We start from the raw sequence: 18617 nt of genomic DNA, 5'->3' as shown, positions 1-18617 counted from the left end.
AGGGTGAGGAAATGCAACGCGGCCGGGTTCCTGCCTACTACAGGATCTATCAGGTGCTGACCGAGCGCATCGCATCGGGCGCGTTCAAGCTCGGCTCGCAATTGCCGACCGACAGCGAGCTGATGGCCGAATTCGGCGTCAGCCGCCACACGGCGCGCACGGCCGTCGAGCTGCTCGTCGCCGACAAGCTGGTGCAGCGTTTTCCCGGCCGTGGAACCTTCGTACTCGAGAGCGATCCCGTCAGCCCGGACTGGAGCGCGCGCGCGCTCGAGGATCTGAAGATCGACGATCCGGATGCTCGCTTCGAACTGCATGCCATCGAGCATCTGGCGCCGCATGCCGATGCGCGCGTAGCAGCGTTGCTGCAGGTGGCGTCCAGCGAGCGGTTGATGCGTATCTCCTGGAGCCGCGTGCGGCCGACAGGGCCGATAGCCTTCTGCGCCGCGCATTTGCCGCAGGCGCTGGCGTCGCGCTTGCCGTCGGACATGTCCGAGCAGATTCATTCGGCGCATGTCATCCCGCTGATCGAGAAGTATAGCGGCGTGCAGGCCTTCCGCGTGCGGCAGGCATCCTTGGCCGTCGCCGCAGATGCGGAGGTTGCCCGACATCTGCAGGTCGAGATCGGCGCGCCGCTGCTGCTCCTGCAGCGTACCTACTTCGATATCCACGGCGCCCCGATCTATTACTCGGATCTGTACGTCCGATCCGACCGCTACGTCCACAGGATAGAGCTCTTCCGCCAGCGCCAGCAGATGGAACTGGCGCGTCCCATGTCGGCGCGCGCCGCCACGCCGATCATCACTCAGAGTAAGACGAGGTCCCGATCATGAAGAAGCCGTTCCATCTCGCTTGGTTCCTGTCCCAGGGCTATGGCCCCAAGAGCTGGCGCAGCGAATTTCCCGGCAGCGATCTCAATCGCTGGATGATGCCGGACATCTTCGTCGACCTCGCTAAGGGCATGGATCGCGCGTGCTTCGATTACATGATCATCGAGGATTCTTCGAACGTCCCCTACACCTACCAGGGATCGCACAACGCCTATCTCCAATACGCCGCGAGCGCACCCAAGCTCGATCCGGCGGTGCTGGTTCCGTATCTCGCCGCGGCGACGAAGACGGTCGGCATCGTGCCGACTCTGTCGGTGTCGGAGTATCCGCCCTACCTGCTGGCGCGACTGGTGAACTCGCTCGACCACACGACGGAGGGACGCATCGGCTGGAACTGTGTCACCGGCAGCAATGACGGTGCGGCGCAGAACTACGGCCATGAGAAACACCGTCCGCACGACGAACGTTACGACGTCGCCGACGAGTTCTGCGAGGTCGTAACCAAGCTGTGGGAGGCGTGGGAACCCGATGCGGTCGTGCTCGATCGCGAGAAACCCATGTTCGCCGACGGCAACAAGGTCCATGCCATCCATCACGAGGGCAAGTACTTCAAGTGCCGCGGGCCCATCAACGCGCCGCGTTCGCCACAGGGGCGCGTGCCGATCTGCCAGGCTGGCGGTTCGCCGCGCGGTCAGCTCTTCGCGTCGACCTGGGCCGACACCATCATTACCGAAGGAGGCGGCAGCATCGAGTCGATGAAGGCCTACCGTGACAAGGTCCGCAAGCAGGCGGTGGGGCTCGGCCGTAATCCCGACGATGTCAAGGTGTTGTTCCTCGCCCACCCAATCATCGATGTGAGCATGGAAGCAGCGCGTGAGCGGGCGAAGATGGAGCAGATCGAGGCCGAGAAGCATCTCGACCTGCATCTGTCGGGAATGTCGCGCCTGACCGGCATCGATTTCTCGAAGTTCGACCTCGACGAGCCGCTGCCGATGACCTTGACGACCAACGGTCACCAATCGTCGCTGGCGAAGTGGCTGGGCAAGACACCGCGCTCGATCCTGCAGACCTACGCGCGCAAGGCGGGGATCGAATACACCGGCACCCCCGACTACGTGGCCGGCCTGATGCAGGAGGTCATGGAGGAGGTCGGCGGTGACGGCTTCCTCATCTTCAACAGCTACTTCGATCGTCGCTATGTAATCGAGGTTTGCGATGGCCTGGTGCCGGAGCTGCAGCGCCGCGGCGCGACGCGCAAGGCCTACGCTCACAAGCACCTGCGCGACAATCTCTTGGAATTTTGATCCTTCTGTCACTCGATCGACGACTGTCTTGACGAGGAAACTCGAAATTCTGAACGGTCCGCCCGGACCGGCCGTGACAACGACGGACGTCACCAGCGTATGCGTGCTTTCGAAGACGAAGATTGTTTCTCCTACCCAAAGGGCCTGTGCGGGCACAGTGTTTCCTCTTGACAGTCGACACCGAAACCCCAGCCAAGGAACTCGCCGCGAAAGTCCGGCAGGCCGTTACTCCGAACTAACCAGCCTTGGCTATCGGGCAGGCGGCGGCGAGGGTCGCAAATCATCAGAAGCGGCGATCCCGGCGGATCTCCGAAAATACCCTCGCGCTCTCGTTGATGCGACGAAGCCGTAAAGGTCTTCGGTCGAAAAATCTTTGGCGGTTCGGATCACGAACATGGTGTGGTACCGGGGCGACATTGCTTCGCTCCTGGAACAAGTGCTCGCATAGTGCGTAGAACTCTTTCCATGCCCCGTGAAGCGCAGCATGCGGCCCGCGTCGGATTGGCTGTCTACACTGTAGTGGCGACCGTTCTACGCTGTAGTAGCTACCGTTCGGCAACTACACCATCACCATGGACACGACCGAGATCATGACAAAAGTAAATTACTACGAATGGACAATGTCGGCATCGTGGTGGAATCCCTCGATGACGCGGTCTCTTTCTTCACCGAACTTGGCCTGACGCTTGAGGGGCGAGGCATGGTTGAAGGAGAATGGGCCGGACGCATTACTGGCCTGGGTAATCAGCGCGTCGAGATCGCCATGATGGCCACTCCCGACGGCCATAGCCGCCTTGAGCTCTCGCGTTTTCTCGCCCCGTCTGTAGCCGCTGATCACCGGAACGCCCCGGTGAACGCCTTCGGCTATCTCCGCGCCATGTTTACAGTGAGCGACATCGACGAAACACTCACCAGACTTCGCAAGCAAGGTGCGCAGCTCGTCGGCGAAGTCGTTCAGTACGAGGACTCGTATCGGCTCTGCTACATCCGTGGCCCCGAAGGACTTCTCATCGGACTGGCAGAACCACTCGGTGGTATTCGGTAACGGCTAGCCATGCCATATCCGGACCAGTTCACCGAATGGCATCTGGGGTCATTTTGAAGGGAGAACAAGACTGATTTCTCCGTCGGAAATGTATGCGCTGCCCCTATTTAAATGACCTCGATCTGTAACAGACCGCTAACGGCCAGCATTACCCAACGCCCTGGCCTGCCTGCTGCAGCGTTATGGCAGGACGGACATCAACCTGCCGAAATCCGTCAAAAATGACCGAAAGCGGTCGCCGAGCCGCTGTCCCTGTTCAGACCGCTCGAACTTCGGCAAGTCGCTTGATTGAGTACTCGTCGTCCCAGCAGACGGCGGCTTCCCATGCGGCGGACGCTTGCGCGGCGATGTCATACGCACCTTCGTCGAGGCCGGCAGCGTTATGCGGTAGCGCCAGATCGAGGTCAGGCACGTCGACGTGCGCCTCGTCCCAGTCGATCATCGCAACTCGATCTGCGGTCATGCGGATGTTGCGCGGGTTCGGGTCGCCGTGGACGACGCAGGTCTGACCTCCGACGAGCCGCGCCCACGCGGCGCGGCATCGAGTAACTCCCTCCGGCGGCATCGCACTGAGATCGATCTTTGTCCCGATCTCGGCGCGCAGGAGGTCGGTCGACGATCGCCAACCTGGGCGCTGCGGCCAGCCTTCGGTCAACCGATGCAGGCGGCGGAGCATCTCGGCCACGCGACGCCAGTCGGCCTCCGTCTCGGGCGGTCCGCCTTCCACGTAAGTCATCACCACAAGACCGTGCGCAAACAACCGTCCGTCCGTCGTCGGGATCGGTACCGGCACTGTCAGACCGTCGCGATCAAGGTGTTGCAAGAGCCTAGTTTCCCACGCGAGATCAGCGTCGCTCCTAGCGCCAAGACGCGCCACCGCGAGGCGCCCTCGGACCCGTACGCTCCATACGTCGTTGGCCACACCGCCAGCGAGTGGTTCGACGCGACTGACCTCTTCACCCCATAGCCCGAGTGTCTCCCATCCCACTGATAACTCCGCGCAAAATCCCGGCGTCGCTCGTGCAAATCGCGAGCGATCGGCCGAAGCATATACGTCAACACGTTGGCCGCCAACTTATGACGTGGTCGCCGAGCACAGTGGTAGAGACGGATACCGGCAGCGGCAAATCGGTTGGCCGAGAGCCGGGAAGGAAATGCGAAACTCATGGCGGGATACAAGGGCAACGTCAGCGCGCTTGAGCGCACGGCTCCGGCCAAACCACGCGTGCAGCGACCGGCGAATTGCCTCAAACGGAACGGAGGCTGTCGCCGGCCTACGAAATTAGGGGCGCTAGTTATTGAGCGACGGCACAAGTAGCTCAGCTGGATTGAAGCGCGGTCCTCCGAAGGGTTGAGTCCGCACGTTTGATCATGCCACGTGCACCACCGCTCGAGCTACCGCGCCGCCCGCAGACCGGTCTGGAGGCCGGAACCCTTCTTGCGATCCACGTCTGGATAATATTGCGGCGCCTCCCGCCGTTCAAACATCCCATAGTCTCGAATGACGCGGACCCGTCGGTGCCGCAGGCTCCGAACAGCATGGGGTTGGTCCGGCTGCCAGGTTTTGGCCGCGTCTGCAGTCTTCCAGGACGCCAGCAAGACGAGCTTGCCAGGGTTGTAGATGCTCTCGAATACATCGTGAGACAACAATCCAGGCGCAGTCGGATCGAGTTCAAGATGAGAGACAAGCAGGTCGGACCGGCTCGCTAGCGTCGCTCCTTCCGATGGCAAGATCTCGGTAAGAGTCACTGCCTTGGCAGCGCCAACTTCGGTCTCATCGAGCCGAGTCTGCGCGAGAGGATGTCCCGCCGGCGGCTGAGTATCGGTTATCACCTCGCCAACGCGCAAGTGATAGTCCTGAAACACTTCAAACCGGCCCTTCTCTTGGACACCGTGATGTCCTTCATGGGTTCGCCAGCGCACCACCGCCTTCTCGTCCCGCCAAGTCGAGAGAGACAAGACACGCCCCTCGTCCTGCTTGCTTTTAAATCTCTCGTTGTCAATAAATCCATCGGTCGCTTCGAGCTTCGGCTTTAGCTGCTTGGCCAGGTCCAGGTAATCGTCCCAGCGCCCTGCTTTCGGCTGCACTTCAAAAATTACGACAAACATGCCTTCTCCTTTCTCATGCTGGGGTTGGCGCTTCCTGATCATCCGCGCAGAGAAACGAAATGCTTTCGCGATAAAGCGCGAACCGCATTGCCTCCAGGTGCATCAAATGGGTGGCACGGCTGATCTTCACATCGCGCTTCTCCGGCGACGCGCTGAAAGCGTCGAAGAGCCAGCGCGCATCACTGTCGGGAATCAACCCGTCCCATTCTCCACGAATAATTGCTATAGGGGCCTTCACCAGTGACGGTTCGTACGCGAGACGCCCATGCCAAGTGTGGAGAATATCCGTAAACGGACCTGTTGGAATCTTCACGCCGACCGGATTGTGACCGCGGCTCTCCGGGTCCGAGTCCAGATAGCGCTCGCCCCATTCATCGAAGTGCTCTCGCGAGAGAACCGGTGGCACGTTGGCAGGCACATCCTCGACAAATCGATCCCATTGATCCTGGAGCGTGACGATGCGCCACGCCGGTGGCGCGGGCGGGGTTTCATAGCGCCGTGGTGGACGCCGCGCGATCGGGCCAAAAAGCACAAGCCGGGCGACCAAAGCCTGGTGCGAACCGGCGAAGTGGGATGCTGGCATCGATCCCCAGGAATGCGCGATGATCGAAAGCCGGGAGACCGCATGATGCTCAAGGATGAACTTGGCGGCACATGATACCTGTTTCGCGGCATCCGGCGCACGACAGAGTGATGGATGTTGATCCGACGGTTCATGCATCTCAGGGTATCGGTCGGAAAATCCGAACCCACAAAAATCGAAACCCCAGACATCAAATCCTGCCGCGCATAAGGCATCACGCCAGGAGTACCCGTCGAACCGATGCGCGATCGACAGTCCTGACGGAAAGGTCCCGCCATGTACGTAAAGGACAGGACGTGGTTGTTCCACGCGGACGCGGGGCGGCAGGTGTCGCAAAAAGAGCTTCAGTCCCGGACGCGGTCCGGGGATCCAGAAGTGCTGTTCACGGGCATCCAGTTTCGGAACGTTCTGCTGCAACATGCGAGGCTCATCCGGTTTAACCGGGAACGTGTTTCACAGCAGCGCGGTTCCTGCTGACACTTCGAGCATGATCGAAGTGTCGGTCGTTCACACATGGCTTGTCGGCGTCTATCTATCTGGCATGACAACTGCAAATGAACTCGCCGAAATCGGCGCGCTGATCGGCAATCCGGCTAGGGCCAAGATGCTTCTTGTCCTGATGGATGGCGGAACTCGGTCAGCGGGAGGCCTTGCCAACGATGCCGGGCTGACAGCGCAGACGGTGAGCTGGCATCTCGCCCAGCTGACGGATGCGGAGATCGTGGCTCGGGTGAAAGAGGGACGGCATGTATACTACCGTCTCGCATCGTCGCGTGTCGCATCCATATTGGAGTCAGCCCTGGTACTCACGGCCGCAAACTCACGGCGGCGACGACCTGCATCCGTGCGCGATGAAACTCTTCGCAAAGCCCGCACCTGCTACGACCATCTGGCCGGACACCTTGGGGTCGCATTGACAAGCGCTCTTGTGCGATCCGACTCCCTGCTTTTATCGGAGGATGGTGGCGAGATCACTCCCCGCGGGGTCCGGGTGCTCCAAGAATTCGGCATCAACGTTCCTGCCCTCGCCCGCCTCAGGCGGGTCTTCTGCCGTCCGTGCCTTGATTGGACGGAACAAAGGCCACATCTTGCCGGCGCGATCGGCGCTGCGTTCGCCGATCGCTGCTTTGAGCTCGAATGGATCGCCCGGATCCCTGGCACGCGCGCCGTCTCGATCACGCCTCACGGTCATAACGGCTTCAAGGACATTTTTGGAATTGCGATTTAGAGGATGCGTGCTCGCCTCGCCGTACGCTTGGGAGTCGGTGATTGACTGACCTCAGATTAGTTGGACGATGACGTGCATTGATCGGGTAACTCTACACGGCGACCAACACAATGCAGCCTTTCACGCGAAGCCGTCGCTACGGAGCAAAGTTCAATGGGCAACGTCGGCCTCGGAATCATCAACACGGCCGCGGACACGCGCGGGCGCCGGGATTGCGTCGTTCAACAATTTTCTGGTGCCGCTGTTCGGCGTCGCGCGTGGGGCATGCTGCTGCTGAGCGAGCAACCCTCCCCGATGCCCTGCTGAGCCTGGTTCTGATTTTTGCCGGCCTCGCGGCGATCAGGCGATTGCCGAGCCGGAGCGCGCCAAGACTCTCCGACGCTTCCAGGTGTTTGAGTGATTGCCGACGAGGCGCTTAGAGCGGAATGACTTTACTTCCACGAGAGTCGTCGAGTGACGAGGTTCATCAGGATCGGATGGACGCGCCGCCGCCACTCGCAAAACCACCGCCGAGCTAGGTCTGGATCAGGCGTGAGGCGCCATTTGACCGGCAGATGGCAGTTAACTTTCGTGCTTAGCTGGCCAAACACTTCTCATCAGCCGGCCCTGTTCCAGCCGCGTCCCCCGTCGCCAAGCGCTTCATAGCCGTCGTCCGTCACCAGCACCGTGTCTTCCAGCTTGATGAAGCCGCGTTTGGGATGGGACATGGTCGTCTCGATCGAGATCACCATGCCACTTTCGAGCGGTCGGTCCATGTCATAGCCCGTGTAGGACATGCGTGGATTGTTCATGAGCCGCGGCGCTTCATGGGTGACCAGACCCATGCCATGCGCCATGTAATGTGTGTACTTGCGATGCGGCGACCCATCCAGCATCGCCTCGGCAACGTCGATGACGTCACCTCCCCGACCGCCGCGTCTAACCGGCTTGCGCGCAGCCTGTTGCACCTCTTCGATGAAGCCGAGCAGATCGACAAGCTCAGCATCGGGAGCCGTCCCGAGGATGCCCATCCGACAAAGGTCGCCGATATAGCCCTTATAGTTGCCGCCGGAGTCGAGCGACATGATATCGCCAGGAGCGAGGCGCTGCTCGGATGGCGCGCGATTAAGACTGGTCCCAGCGGTCAGCAAACAGTAGTCGAACACGAGACCACGATTGACCTCTTCGCGGCGCAGCGTCTCGTTGACCTCCTGCTTCGTCATGCCCGGCTTGCATTGTGCGAAGGTCGCCAGCATCGAGGCGACGACGCGCTCCGACGCCTCACGCAGATAGCCGATTTCCTCGGGTGTCTTGCACGCGCGAAGCCGTTCCAGCGGAAATACCGCATCGACAATGTCGCAGTTCGACAATCCCTGTCGCAGCACCGCTTCACCGTCAGCCGGCATAAAGCCCGATTCCACCCCCACCCGTCGCACGCCGGTGAGTTTCTTGATGTGATCCAAGGCCTGCTGCATCGTTTCCTTGCTGCCCAGCACCGACAAATCAAGATTGGCGGGCCAGAATTTGCCAAGTTCCTGCTCGTAGGACTCCATGCCGCAACCGATATAGGCAGCCTGCTCGGGCTTGCCCTTGCGATAGACCAGCGCCGGCAAATACCGGGTCACACCAACCGCATCCATGCTGTCGAAAAAGAAGAAGCGATAGCCGCCAAGCAGATACTGAATGTTGTGCTTCGATGTAGCGACGAGCACGTCAATTCCGGCCTCATCCAACAGCCGGTCGAGGTGCTCGACATTGAACGGAATGGGTTTGCGGGTCTCCGTCTCTGCAAGAGCCATCTGCGGTTCCCTCCGATTTGGCACGACGCTGCGGCGCGTCTTGCGGAGATACTATCATTGGGTCAGAAGGCGCGCTCCTCAAATCTCGTGGAACGCGCACGTGCGAATACGCACTTTCGTTGTTGAAGCGCGATCCCAGCAACAGGCCTTTAATCCTATCTCGCCCCCGCCCGTTGGTCGCTAGCCCAATGCTTGACCGCCGTCGACCGTCAGCGTCTGACCGGTAATCCAGGATGCGTGCTTGCTGCAAAGGAACAGCGCCGCGTTGGCTATCTCCTCCGGCTTACCGAGGCGCCCCCATGGAATGGAATCGAAAATTGCCTTGTAGAGCTGCGGGTTCGATTTCTTGTTCTCTTCCCACAAGCCGCCAGGGAATTCGATCGAGCCAGGCGCGATCGCATTGACGCGAATTTTCTTGCGCGCAAGCGTCAATCCTTGTGACATCGTATAGTTGATGACGGCTGCTTTAACTGCCGCGTATGATGTCGACCTCGCACTCGCGCCAAGCCCGGAGATCGACGAGATATTGAGGATCGCGCCACCGCCACTGCGTTCGAGATACGGGATCGCTGCGTTCGACGCCCGCACTGTCGCCATCACGTCGATGTCGAATCCCTTCTTCCAGCCCTCTTCACTGTCGCCGCCACCAAAGCCGGATGCGTTGTTGACGAGAACGTCGATCCCACCGAGCGCGTCTGCAGCAGCAGCGATGTAAGCCTCGATCGCCTCTTTGTCGGCGAGATCACAAGCGAGCGCATGAACCTTTACACCCAGTGCACTTATTTCTTGCGCGGTCGCATCCAGCCCGGATTGGCCGCGCGCACAAATCGACACGGACGCTCCGGCGCCTGCAAACCCGAGTGCGATGGATCGACCGATTCCCCGGCTGCCGCCGGCGACGACCACCCGTTGTCCGCTGAAGTTGATCTGCATTTGTCGGCCCTCCCTCGCTTGTATGCCTGAGCCATGTCATAGCATGCGATTGGTCGGACCGGACCTCCACGAGCATGCGCTGCGAAGCGTGTGTAACAGGTCTCGCTGCGCGCGACTCTTCGGCGCGTCATGATGACTGCGTGCGCTGCCCCATTTAAGCCGCGGCCATTGGCCAAAGTCGGTTTGGAGCAATTGCGGAGCAAATTTTTGAGTACGCCCGGCGCACGGGCCGGGAAAGGCTCATCGTGGCATCTGTACTTCAGTTGATCTCGTCGCTGACGGTTGGCGGCTCGGAACGACTCCTGATCAACTTCGCGGCAAGTTGTGCCACTGGCGATAGCGTACGACAAGTTGTTTTCGTTGTTATCAACGATAAAGTCAACGAGCAGTTCGCCTCCGAACTGATGGCGAGCGGCCATCCGACGTATTTCCTGAAGCGCACGCCCGGCGAACGCAATCCGCGGATCATCCTGACCTTGCTGCGTATCATGCGCCGGCATGACGTTCGCCTGATCCATGCGCACGACAGCGGCGCCAAGCACTTCGCCATGCTCGGCAAACTCTATCGGTCGATGAGCGTCGGTTACACGATCCATAACACCGGCATCGTCGCCTCATGGGATCGGGTCAGGCTGCGGCTACACCAGCGCTTCGTCGACTGGAACATTGCAATCTCCAGCGCGGTCGAACGCGAGTGCCGCCATGTGAACCTGCAACGCATCTTCAAGGTGCATAACGGTATTCCGCTTGCATCGTTCTGTGCGCCAGATCGTCCACGCCGGCTTGGTACACCGCTTCGTCTGATCAACGTCGCCCGTCTTTACCCGCGCCAGAAAGGTCAGGACATCCTGATCAAGGCGCTGGGAATCTGCCTGAGCCGCAATCTCGACGTTCGTTGCGATTTTGTCGGCAGTCCGCCCGATGGCGACCGGACGACAGTTGAATTTCTTCAGAAGCTCGCTTCCGCCGAGCGCGTGTCGAACCGTATCCGCTTTCTCTACGATCGAACCGACGTTCCGGCCCTGCTTGGTGACGCCGATGTCTTTGTGTTGCCTTCACGCTACGAAGGCTTCGGGCTCGCGTTGCTCGAGGCGATGGCAATGGGCGTACCGGTCATCGCCGCGGACATCGACGGGCCGGCTGAACTTTTGATCGACGGTTCAAACGGAGTGAAGTTCAAGGTGGGCTCGGCAGAAGATCTGGCCGAAAAGATCATCGCTCTCGCGTCACAGCCCGAGATTGCGACGCGCATCGCTGCAACAGCCAAGCGCTTCGTCACCAAACTCGACATCGCTCACATGCGCGACCAGTACCTCAACATCTACACGCAGATGATGAAGGCGATCTAGTCTGCGCCGCTCGAATGCGCTGCTACTACCAATAGCCGCGATCACCGTCACGACACTTCATCGCGCTTGAATCAGCTTGCCACAGCGGGCTCGCGCATGTTCGGACCATCATCGCGGGCGGCTGATCCACCGGCATCGGAAAGTCGTGACCGCAATTCATCTCGCAGGTACTCGAATTGCGAAATGTTGTAAGTTAGGTGGTCTAGCCTAGACTGGGCATTTTTGACTTCGGTATCCAACTCGCTCAGGCGGTCGCTCACCGCCTTCTCGCGCGTCAGGTAGTCGTCGGCGCCGTTCCCGGCAACAATCGCCGCCCGTGACGTGACGTCTGTCAACCGCTGAGCGAGACCATCCCGCTCCACGGTCAGATCGGCAATCGCCTGATCGATTGCTTTCGCGACCCGATCGACTTTCATCAAGTCCGACTCCCGATCCCGCTCCGGGGAGCGGGTACGAAATGTGGTCGCACGCGACCTAAAGAACCCCGTGATCATTGGACCGCAACTCCGTGGCGCCGAATCGCAATTCGGCGATTTTCGCGTTCAATCGTCAGTAGGACAGCGAGAGCGGCCGGCCTACTCCGTTATAGAGAAAGCCGTTTCGAATAACTTCGTCAGGTGCGTAGATGTTCCGCAGATCCACAATCACCGGACACGCCATGACTGCAGCGAGCCTCTTGAGATCCAGGGCGCGGAACTGGTCCCATTCAGTTACAATGACGACCGCATCGGCATCGGCAGCGCACTCATAGGCGTTTGCGCAGAATTCGACGTTTTGCAGAACCTGCTTTGCCCGTTCCATACCGGCCGGATCGTATGCGCGCACGCGTCCGCCAAAATCCTGCAACGCCGTGATCAGCGGGATCGAAGGTGCCTCGCGGATATCGTCCGTGTTCGGCTTGAACGTCAGTCCGAGGACGGCAATGGTCTTGTCGCGAAGGTTGCCGCCAAGCGCAGCCGCGACTTTCTTGGCCATCGCGCGCTTGCGATGGTCATTCACATCGACGACCGTCTCAACGATCCGCAAGGGAGACTCGTGGTCGCGTGCAGTCTTGGCAAGCGCAAGCGCATCTTTCGGAAAGCACGAGCCGCCGAAGCCGGGACCAGGGTGCAGGAACTTCGGACCAATGCGCTTGTCGAGGCCCATTCCCCGGGCGACATCCTGCACATTTGCGCCGATCTTCTCACTAAGGTCCGCGATTTCATTGACGAAGGTGATCTTGGTTGCAAGAAACGCGTTGGAGGCGTACTTGATCAGCTCCGCACTGCGGCGATCAGTGTACATGATCGGCGACGCATTCAGGTGCAGCGGTCGGTAAATTTCGTTCATCACCTCGCGCGCTCGATCATCGTTCGTGCCGATCACGATACGGTCCGGATGCTTGAAATCGTAGACAGCCGCGCCTTCCCGTAGAAATTCAGGATTCGAAACGACCGGCGCCTCGATGTTCTTGCGCTCGGAGCGGATGATGCGCTCGACTTCATCTCCGGTGCCGACAGGAACCGTTGATTTCGTGACGACGACAGTAAAATCAGTCAGCACGCTCGCAACCTCGCGTGCCGCCGCGTAAACGTAGGATAGATCCGCGTGGCCGTCACCGCGCCGTGACGGCGTGCCGACTGCGATGAATACCGCGTCGGCTTTTGAGGCCGATGTCTTCAGGTCAGTCGTGAACCGGAGGCGCTCTTCCGTAACATTATCGGCAATGATCTGTCCCAGCTGCGGCTCATAGATCGGCGTTTCACCGCGATTCAACAGCGCGACCTTCTCCTCGTCGTTGTCGACGCAGGTGACCTCGTGCCCGAAGTCAGCAAGGCAAGCACCGGACACAAGGCCGACATAGCCGGCGCCTATCATTGAGATGCGCATGAACGCTCCTTGGTTGTTCGGTTTCCGCTAAGAGCTGCCGGAAGCGAAGATTAAGGCTGAGGCCGGCGTCAACCAAGCAAGGCGGTCATGCCGTCCATATGATCGGGAAAGAAGAAGAAATTGTTGATGTAGGGCTGCCCCTCCTTTCGCCCGCCATTAGGCAGAAGCGAATCGGTGTCCTGCATCGTACGCGGATCGAATTCGGAGATCGGCTTGACCTCTCCGTCGAGGATAAAGAAACCTCGGTAGCTTTGTGCTTTGAAGAACTCAAACACGGACGCCGTCGCCGAAGAGCTGTGGCGCTCTTCTGCCTCGACCAGGAAAACCGGACGGCTTCGCTCGATCACGCCGGTCGCTCCCTTCAACACATGAAGCTCGTGGCCCTCGACATCAACCTTGACGAAGGCCACGTCGTCCTTGACGGCGCTGTCGAGGCGAGCCGTCCGCACTGTTTCCATGGCGCATGTTTCCGCGTCGGTCCGCTGCTCAATCGATGCGAGGCTGTGCACCGCCTGGTCGCCATCGAGCGGGACGGAAAGCGTCGCTACGCCATCGCGATCCGAAATGGCTATCTCGTGGATTTGAACATTGGAAGCCGATGTGCGGCGCAACAGGTCGGCCATCTGTTTCGTGGGCTCGAAAGCGTGCACATGTTTCGAGCAGCGCGCGAGCTCACGCGTGTAGAGGCCGCGGTTGGCCCCGACATCAACCGTTATCGCGTTGCTCGGAATGACGTTCTTAAGGTAACCCAATTCCACTTCAGCGGACTTGGGGCGGCGCATGAAATGCCACTCCAGCCAAAGGGACGGGAACGCCTCTTTGAGCGCTTTTTTTGCTGATCTCACTGCTCGCATGCGCGGCCCCCTGTCACTGCGTCGGCCGCATAACGCCTTTGTGGCATCAGCGACTCAAACACGGTTGTAGACGTCCTCGATGCGGACGATGTCATCTTCCCCAAGATAGGGACCCGATTGCACCTCAATGAGATTGAGCGGCATCTTGCCGGGATTTTCGAGGCGGTGCGTGCATCCCAGCGGGACAAAGATTGATTCGTTCTCGCGCAGCAGCACCGTTTCATCGTCGCGGGTGACGAGCGCAGTACCGTTGACCACGATCCAATGCTCCGCCCGATGATAGTGCATCTGCAACGACAGCTTCGCGCCAGGATTGACGGTGATCCGCTTGACCTGAAATCGCTCACCGGAATGGACCGACTGATAGTATCCCCATGGCCTGTGAACCGCGGGCGTCTCGGTCGCGGCGCGATGACCATTCGCGCGCAGTCGCGCGACCAGCTTGTTGACGTCCTGGTCGCGATCGCGCCTTGTGACCAGCACGACGTCCGAGGCGGCAATGACGACAAGATCGTCAACCCCGAGCGCGGTCACCAGCGGCCCGTCACTGCGCAGATAACACCCGCGCGCGTCCTCCAGCACGACGTCACCGGACTTGACGTTTCCCTCGTCGTCCTTGTCGCCGAGTTTCCAAAGTGCGGACCAACTGCCGACGTCGCTCCAGCCGATGTCCACCGGCACCACCACAGCCTTGTCCGTCTTCTCAATGACCGCATAGTCGATCGAGATCGACGGCGACGCCGCAAATGCGTCGGCGGCGATGCGGACAAAATCGAAGTCCTCGACCGCTCCGGACAAGGCCGCGCGGCATGCGGTCAGAACGTCCGGCGCAAGCCGCTCGAGCTCCTCAAGATAGGCCTTCGCCGACATCAGGAAGATGCCGCTGTTCCAAAGATGAGACCCTGCCGCAAGAAAGCCCTTGGCCGTCGCGAGATTGGGCTTCTCCACGAAGCCACCCACATGGTGGACGGCAGGCACCGCGGAGGAAGGCTCGCCGATATTGATGTAGCCCATTCCGGTCGCAGGAGAGTCAGGACGGATGCCAAACAGAACGAACTGGCCCGCACGGGCGGCCGGCAGGCCTGCCGCAACGGCCCTGCGGAAGCCCAGAGGATCCCGGATCATATGATCGACCGGCATCGCCAGAATGATCGCCTCGGGATCGTCACGCAATGCGGTCAACGCCGCGATGGCGACGGCCGGTGCCGTGCTTCGGCCGACGGGCTCGAGCATGACCGTCGCCTCCCGGCCGATGGCACGCAGCTGCTCGGCAATCAGGAAGCGATGCTCGGCATTGGCGATGATGATCGGCGCCCCGAACAGGGCTGCATCATCGACCCGCGCGACCGTCTGCTGCAGCAGCGTTCTTTCGTCCGTCAATGACAGCAATTGCTTTGGCCGCGCCTCGCGCGACAGAGGCCAGAGGCGCGACCCCGTCCCCCCCGACAACAAAACGGGAACGATGGAAGCGTCCAACCCGGTCCGTTCCGCCCTCTTAATATTCCGCTGTGCCTGGTTCATCCTTGCCCCCTTCGCCCCTGTCCCCTTCGTCGCACCTACATTCCGCTCCCTGCGAGGAATTCCTTGCGAACGGTGCGAACGATGATCGCCAAATCCAGCTTCAGCGACCGGTGCGCGATGTAATCCAGATCAAAATCGACGCGCGCTATCGCGCTGTCGGCGTCTTCCGTACTGCCACGGTAGCCGCTCACCTGTGCCAGGCCCGTGATCCCAGGCTTCACCGCATGTCGTTGAAAATAATAGGGAACCAAGTCTTCATAGAGCATGCCGGCCGCCAGCATGCCCGGAACGTGCGGACGCGGTCCGACCAGCGACATCTCCCCTCTGATCACGTTGATCAGCTGCGGAAGCTCATCGAGACTGGTGCTGCGCAAGATACGACCCACCCGAGTTATCCGCGCGTCTTTCGCGACCGTCTGCTGCCGGCCGGACTGATCGCCGAGCGCAGAGTACATTGTGCGAAACTTATAGATCTTGAACAACCTGTTTCGATAACCGTATCGATACTGCCGAAAGAACATCGGGCCGCGCGACGTGACTTTGATCGCGACTGCGATCGCGATGAAGAGCGGCAAGAGCAACAACAGCCCCATAGCGGCTGCCGTGACATCGAATATCCGCTTGCTGGCCGAGAGCCGGACGCCCACTCCCGACACCCGCGGCGCATACCGGCCGCGCCGGGCTTCACGCTCGGCGTCCGGGTACGATGGCTTGGGTCGGTAGGTTTTCCAGAAGCGGGAAACGTTGTCCTGTGCGCCGGGTAGAGAGACGAGAGTCGTCATCGACTGATTCCATCCACAACGCGAGTCAGCGCAGACACGCAGCCCCAAAAGACGAAAGCTTTCCGACGTCCACGGCGAGTCGCACGGTACGAACATCGGACAGTGGGCAGCTTCTCCAAAATTCTTGGACGAAGTGAGACGGAAAAAGGAAAATTTCGCGGGCGCAGCATGGGCAACGCCCCGGCGCAAATTGCAGTGCAGCAAAATTGAACCGCACGGCGAAGGACTTAACTGGCATTGCTCAACTGTTAAGCTGCGCAGTGGTTGAACCTGCCATGCAAATAATTGTCTTCAATACGTTCAGATACCCGCAAGAGGATTTGTGGCAGGGTGGAACCAGGGAACGATTTTGCGCAGGAAGCGATGATCATCAGACTTGAAAAACTTGAGAGAGGCGTGCCCAGGGGTGGCCGCTCTCCTGATGTTTCATCGATCGAGTCAGGAATGATTGCTGGCGATGCGCACAGCCTGGACCCTCAGTCGACGGTGACACCAGATCGCCGCTTGAGAAACTGGATACTGCTTGCAAACGTCCTGGCATGGGTCGCAATCATTGTGGCCGTGCGCTGGCTCTTCTTTTGACGCGCATTCCGGACACAATGCGTCTTTAAGTCTGAGCGATTCGAGTTCTCCATCCCTCTATACGCTCTATATATCTCATGCACTCTATATATAGTGTGCGTGCTATCGTGAGAGGTACAAGGTGGGATCAGCGAGCTTCGGCTATCGCGCCTGCCATTGCTCGCCGCCCGCTACCAAAACATCGCGAAACATGGCAGCAGTCTCCCCTCACGAACCTCGCATGGGAAGATCCGGTGCTCCGGGTACAACGGCCTGGCGCTCCCGCGTGCCGCCGGCAACGCGCGTCTATGCGGTCGGCGATATTCACGGCCGGGCCGACCTGCTGTTCGATGTCGTACAACGTATCGACGACGACCTTCGTAGACGTCCTGTTAAGTATGCAATCGAAATCTATCTCGGCGATTACATCGATCGCGGGAGCGATTCGAAGACGGTTATCGACATCCTTTGTCGACGCCTCGTGTATCGGAATGCAGTTTGCCTGCGGGGAAATCACGAGGCGTTGCTGGAAGACTTCCTCCATGACCCGGACGTCATCTACGATTGGAGACGGTTGGGCGGGCTGAACACGATCAACTCGTACGGCGTCGCCCTTCCGGCGATGGCACAACTTGTGCCTTCAGAACTGCATCGTGACTTCTGCAGTGTGCTCCCGCGGACACATCTTCTGTTTCTTCAGTGCCTGCAAAATATCTATTGGTGCGGCGACTACCTGTTCGTCCATGCAGGCATCAGACCCGGCGTGCCGATCGAATACCAGGTGGAAAACGACCTCTTCTGGATCCGCCAGGAATTCCTTCAATCAAAGGCGGATCATGGATGGACAGTCGTGCACGGCCATACGCCCGTGATTCATCCATACGTCAGCAGCAACCGCATCAACATCGACACAGGCGCCGTCCACACTGGAAAACTTACATGCCTTGTCCTGGAAGCTGCAGCAGTTTCATTTTTATGACGTGCCGATGTGCCATCGACTGGACAGCATTGAGATCCCGCGCGTGCATTGTTTCGCCCGATTGTTGACCCATAAGCACGCCGGGTCTCGTGTTGAAGGGGGTGAGTATGATCCAGCGATTGTCGTTGAGCATGGTTATTATGCTTGCAGCGGCGGTTCCCGGCCAAGCCGTGGAGCCTGAAGTCGGCGCTCAATCGCGCGGCAGCTACTACGCCTCCCGTCCTGAGCCGGGCTCGCCATCCTATCGGCTTGGACCGACCGATCGCATTCGCTTGAAGGTCTACGGCGAAGGCGACATCACCGGCGATTATGAGGTGGATAGCGCCGGCTACGTTTCGGTTCCGCTCGCCGGACGCGTAAAGGCTGCCGGCTTGACGACGCGGCAGCTCGAAAATGCAATCGCTGCAGCCTTATCGCAGGGCATGTTGAAGGACCCGCGCGTCAATGTGGAGGTCGCGAACTACCGACCATTCTTCATTCTCGGCGAGGTCAAACGTGCGGGCGAATATCCCTACAAGGCCGGTCTGACCGTGCTCGACGCAGTCGCGAGCGCAGGTGGTTACACCTACCGCGCCAACGAGGGCAAGGTCGTCATTCGGCGCGCCGGCTCGGTGGTGGAAGAAATCTATCCCTTGGACGCTCCGGTCATGGTCTTTCCCGGCGACAACATCCGCGTTCCGGAACGCTGGTTCTGATCTGTGGATCGAAACGTGTCTGCGAATTCTCCGCCGAGATAATTCGCAGTCTGCACTCAACATGGGCGGCCCGACCAAATCATCGCCATACTACCGTCTCTTTGCAATGCAACACGTTGCTGCAGAGCAAGAGAGACAGTTGCATCATGGGTTGAATGCGCGATGCCGTTTCTTCTGCACGCGAGGAGAGCGTCCGATGA

At 59.8% G+C, this 18617-nt stretch carries 18 protein-coding genes; 8 read left to right on the top strand and 10 right to left on the bottom strand.

The window, feature by feature from the left end:
* The first annotated feature begins 11 nt into the window (after window positions 1-11).
* The 3 genes from RCO31_RS18875 (at window position 12) to RCO31_RS18865 (ending at window position 3176) form a co-directional block, all read left to right on the top strand.
* Window positions 12-830, top strand: a complete 819-nt coding sequence (locus RCO31_RS18875) for a GntR family transcriptional regulator (protein WP_308969988.1) — start codon at window positions 12-14, stop codon at window positions 828-830.
* Entirely contained in the window at window positions 827-2131 is a 1305-nt protein-coding gene (locus RCO31_RS18870) for an NtaA/DmoA family FMN-dependent monooxygenase (RefSeq protein ID WP_308969987.1), read from the top strand. Before RCO31_RS18875 ends, RCO31_RS18870 begins: the two co-directional genes overlap by 4 nt.
* 613 nt (window positions 2132-2744) lie before the next feature.
* Window positions 2745-3176, top strand: coding sequence for a VOC family protein (locus RCO31_RS18865; protein ID WP_308969986.1), 432 nt, complete (start codon window positions 2745-2747; stop codon window positions 3174-3176).
* A gap of 256 nt (window positions 3177-3432) precedes the next feature.
* Here the strand turns inward: RCO31_RS18865 and RCO31_RS18860 are convergent, their stop codons facing one another.
* The 3 genes from RCO31_RS18860 to RCO31_RS18850 form a co-directional block, all read right to left on the bottom strand.
* Window positions 3433-4164 (bottom strand): phosphotransferase, encoded by a 732-nt coding sequence (locus tag RCO31_RS18860; protein WP_308969985.1) that lies wholly within the window; start codon window positions 4162-4164, stop codon window positions 3433-3435.
* A 407-nt stretch (window positions 4165-4571) separates the two neighbouring features.
* Window positions 4572-5285 carry an antibiotic biosynthesis monooxygenase gene (locus RCO31_RS18855; RefSeq protein WP_308969984.1) on the bottom strand — a complete coding sequence of 238 codons (714 nt, stop codon included), beginning with the start codon at window positions 5283-5285 and terminating at the stop codon, window positions 4572-4574.
* A 13-nt stretch (window positions 5286-5298) separates the two neighbouring features.
* Entirely contained in the window at window positions 5299-6288 is a 990-nt protein-coding gene (locus RCO31_RS18850) for an alpha/beta fold hydrolase (protein WP_308969983.1), read from the bottom strand.
* A 67-nt stretch (window positions 6289-6355) separates the two neighbouring features.
* On the opposite strand from RCO31_RS18850, the gene RCO31_RS18845 reads away from it, so the two are divergent.
* On the top strand, window positions 6356-7096 hold the full coding sequence (locus RCO31_RS18845; protein WP_308969982.1) for a metalloregulator ArsR/SmtB family transcription factor: 741 nt from the start codon (window positions 6356-6358) through the stop codon (window positions 7094-7096).
* A 596-nt stretch (window positions 7097-7692) separates the two neighbouring features.
* On the opposite strand, the gene RCO31_RS18840 is transcribed toward RCO31_RS18845, so the two are convergent.
* Both RCO31_RS18840 and RCO31_RS18835 read right to left on the bottom strand, forming a co-directional pair.
* Complete coding sequence (locus RCO31_RS18840) at window positions 7693-8874, bottom strand: Xaa-Pro peptidase family protein (RefSeq protein ID WP_308969981.1); 1182 nt, start codon at window positions 8872-8874, stop codon at window positions 7693-7695.
* A 180-nt stretch (window positions 8875-9054) separates the two neighbouring features.
* Window positions 9055-9807: an SDR family NAD(P)-dependent oxidoreductase gene (locus tag RCO31_RS18835; RefSeq protein WP_308969980.1), complete on the bottom strand. Its 753-nt coding sequence runs from the start codon at window positions 9805-9807 to the stop codon at window positions 9055-9057.
* 245 nt (window positions 9808-10052) lie between these two features.
* On the opposite strand from RCO31_RS18835, the gene RCO31_RS18830 reads away from it, so the two are divergent.
* Window positions 10053-11156 carry a glycosyltransferase family 4 protein gene (locus RCO31_RS18830; protein WP_308969979.1) on the top strand — a complete coding sequence of 368 codons (1104 nt, stop codon included), beginning with the start codon at window positions 10053-10055 and terminating at the stop codon, window positions 11154-11156.
* Window positions 11157-11227: 71 nt separating this feature from the next.
* Here the strand turns inward: RCO31_RS18830 and RCO31_RS18825 are convergent, their stop codons facing one another.
* From RCO31_RS18825 to RCO31_RS18805, 5 genes are all read right to left on the bottom strand, one after another.
* Window positions 11228-11575: a hypothetical protein gene (locus tag RCO31_RS18825; RefSeq protein WP_308969978.1), complete on the bottom strand. Its 348-nt coding sequence runs from the start codon at window positions 11573-11575 to the stop codon at window positions 11228-11230.
* Window positions 11576-11705: 130 nt separating this feature from the next.
* The gene (locus RCO31_RS18820; protein ID WP_308969977.1) at window positions 11706-13025 is read right to left on the bottom strand and encodes a UDP-glucose/GDP-mannose dehydrogenase family protein; all 1320 of its coding nucleotides are present in this window, start codon (window positions 13023-13025) and stop codon (window positions 11706-11708) included.
* Between the two features lie 68 nt (window positions 13026-13093).
* On the bottom strand, window positions 13094-13879 hold the full coding sequence (locus RCO31_RS18815; protein WP_308969976.1) for an FkbM family methyltransferase: 786 nt from the start codon (window positions 13877-13879) through the stop codon (window positions 13094-13096).
* A 54-nt stretch (window positions 13880-13933) separates the two neighbouring features.
* On the bottom strand, window positions 13934-15400 hold the full coding sequence (locus RCO31_RS18810; protein WP_308969975.1) for a mannose-1-phosphate guanylyltransferase/mannose-6-phosphate isomerase: 1467 nt from the start codon (window positions 15398-15400) through the stop codon (window positions 13934-13936).
* A 35-nt stretch (window positions 15401-15435) separates the two neighbouring features.
* Window positions 15436-16182: a sugar transferase gene (locus RCO31_RS18805; RefSeq protein ID WP_308969974.1), complete on the bottom strand. Its 747-nt coding sequence runs from the start codon at window positions 16180-16182 to the stop codon at window positions 15436-15438.
* Window positions 16183-16545: 363 nt separating this feature from the next.
* Between RCO31_RS18805 and RCO31_RS18800 the strand changes: the two genes are divergently transcribed.
* The 3 genes from RCO31_RS18800 (at window position 16546) to RCO31_RS18790 (ending at window position 18417) form a co-directional block, all read left to right on the top strand.
* The gene (locus RCO31_RS18800; protein ID WP_308969973.1) at window positions 16546-16764 is read left to right on the top strand and encodes a hypothetical protein; all 219 of its coding nucleotides are present in this window, start codon (window positions 16546-16548) and stop codon (window positions 16762-16764) included.
* Window positions 16765-16984: 220 nt separating this feature from the next.
* The gene (locus RCO31_RS18795; protein ID WP_308969972.1) at window positions 16985-17722 is read left to right on the top strand and encodes a metallophosphoesterase family protein; all 738 of its coding nucleotides are present in this window, start codon (window positions 16985-16987) and stop codon (window positions 17720-17722) included.
* 107 nt (window positions 17723-17829) lie between these two features.
* Window positions 17830-18417: a polysaccharide biosynthesis/export family protein gene (locus RCO31_RS18790; RefSeq protein WP_308969971.1), complete on the top strand. Its 588-nt coding sequence runs from the start codon at window positions 17830-17832 to the stop codon at window positions 18415-18417.
* Window positions 18418-18617: the final 200 nt, after the last annotated feature.

This window comes from Bradyrhizobium sp. LHD-71 (assembly GCF_031157255.1).
Classification (GTDB): Bacteria; Pseudomonadota; Alphaproteobacteria; order Rhizobiales; family Xanthobacteraceae; genus P52-10.
The sequence above is the reverse complement of the archived record's forward strand: the minus strand, read 5'-3'. Positions and strand labels throughout refer to the sequence as shown.

What these genes read in the sequence shown, in the direction of transcription:
- RCO31_RS18875 (WP_308969988.1), top strand. Translation starts at nt 12, where the DNA reads ATGCAACGCGGCCGGGTTCCTGCCTACTACAGGATCTATCAGGTGCTG.
- RCO31_RS18870 (WP_308969987.1), top strand. Translation starts at nt 827, where the DNA reads ATGAAGAAGCCGTTCCATCTCGCTTGGTTCCTGTCCCAGGGCTATGGC.
- RCO31_RS18865 (WP_308969986.1), top strand. Translation starts at nt 2,745, where the DNA reads ATGGACAATGTCGGCATCGTGGTGGAATCCCTCGATGACGCGGTCTCT.
- RCO31_RS18855 (WP_308969984.1), bottom strand. Translation starts at nt 5,285, where the DNA reads ATGTTTGTCGTAATTTTTGAAGTGCAGCCGAAAGCAGGGCGCTGGGAC.
- RCO31_RS18850 (WP_308969983.1), bottom strand. Translation starts at nt 6,288, where the DNA reads ATGTTGCAGCAGAACGTTCCGAAACTGGATGCCCGTGAACAGCACTTC.
- RCO31_RS18845 (WP_308969982.1), top strand. Translation starts at nt 6,356, where the DNA reads ATGATCGAAGTGTCGGTCGTTCACACATGGCTTGTCGGCGTCTATCTA.
- RCO31_RS18840 (WP_308969981.1), bottom strand. Translation starts at nt 8,874, where the DNA reads ATGGCTCTTGCAGAGACGGAGACCCGCAAACCCATTCCGTTCAATGTC.
- RCO31_RS18835 (WP_308969980.1), bottom strand. Translation starts at nt 9,807, where the DNA reads ATGCAGATCAACTTCAGCGGACAACGGGTGGTCGTCGCCGGCGGCAGC.
- RCO31_RS18820 (WP_308969977.1), bottom strand. Translation starts at nt 13,025, where the DNA reads ATGCGCATCTCAATGATAGGCGCCGGCTATGTCGGCCTTGTGTCCGGT.
- RCO31_RS18815 (WP_308969976.1), bottom strand. Translation starts at nt 13,879, where the DNA reads ATGCGAGCAGTGAGATCAGCAAAAAAAGCGCTCAAAGAGGCGTTCCCG.
- RCO31_RS18810 (WP_308969975.1), bottom strand. Translation starts at nt 15,400, where the DNA reads ATGAACCAGGCACAGCGGAATATTAAGAGGGCGGAACGGACCGGGTTG.
- RCO31_RS18805 (WP_308969974.1), bottom strand. Translation starts at nt 16,182, where the DNA reads ATGACGACTCTCGTCTCTCTACCCGGCGCACAGGACAACGTTTCCCGC.
- RCO31_RS18800 (WP_308969973.1), top strand. Translation starts at nt 16,546, where the DNA reads ATGATCATCAGACTTGAAAAACTTGAGAGAGGCGTGCCCAGGGGTGGC.
- RCO31_RS18795 (WP_308969972.1), top strand. Translation starts at nt 16,985, where the DNA reads ATGGGAAGATCCGGTGCTCCGGGTACAACGGCCTGGCGCTCCCGCGTG.
- RCO31_RS18790 (WP_308969971.1), top strand. Translation starts at nt 17,830, where the DNA reads ATGATCCAGCGATTGTCGTTGAGCATGGTTATTATGCTTGCAGCGGCG.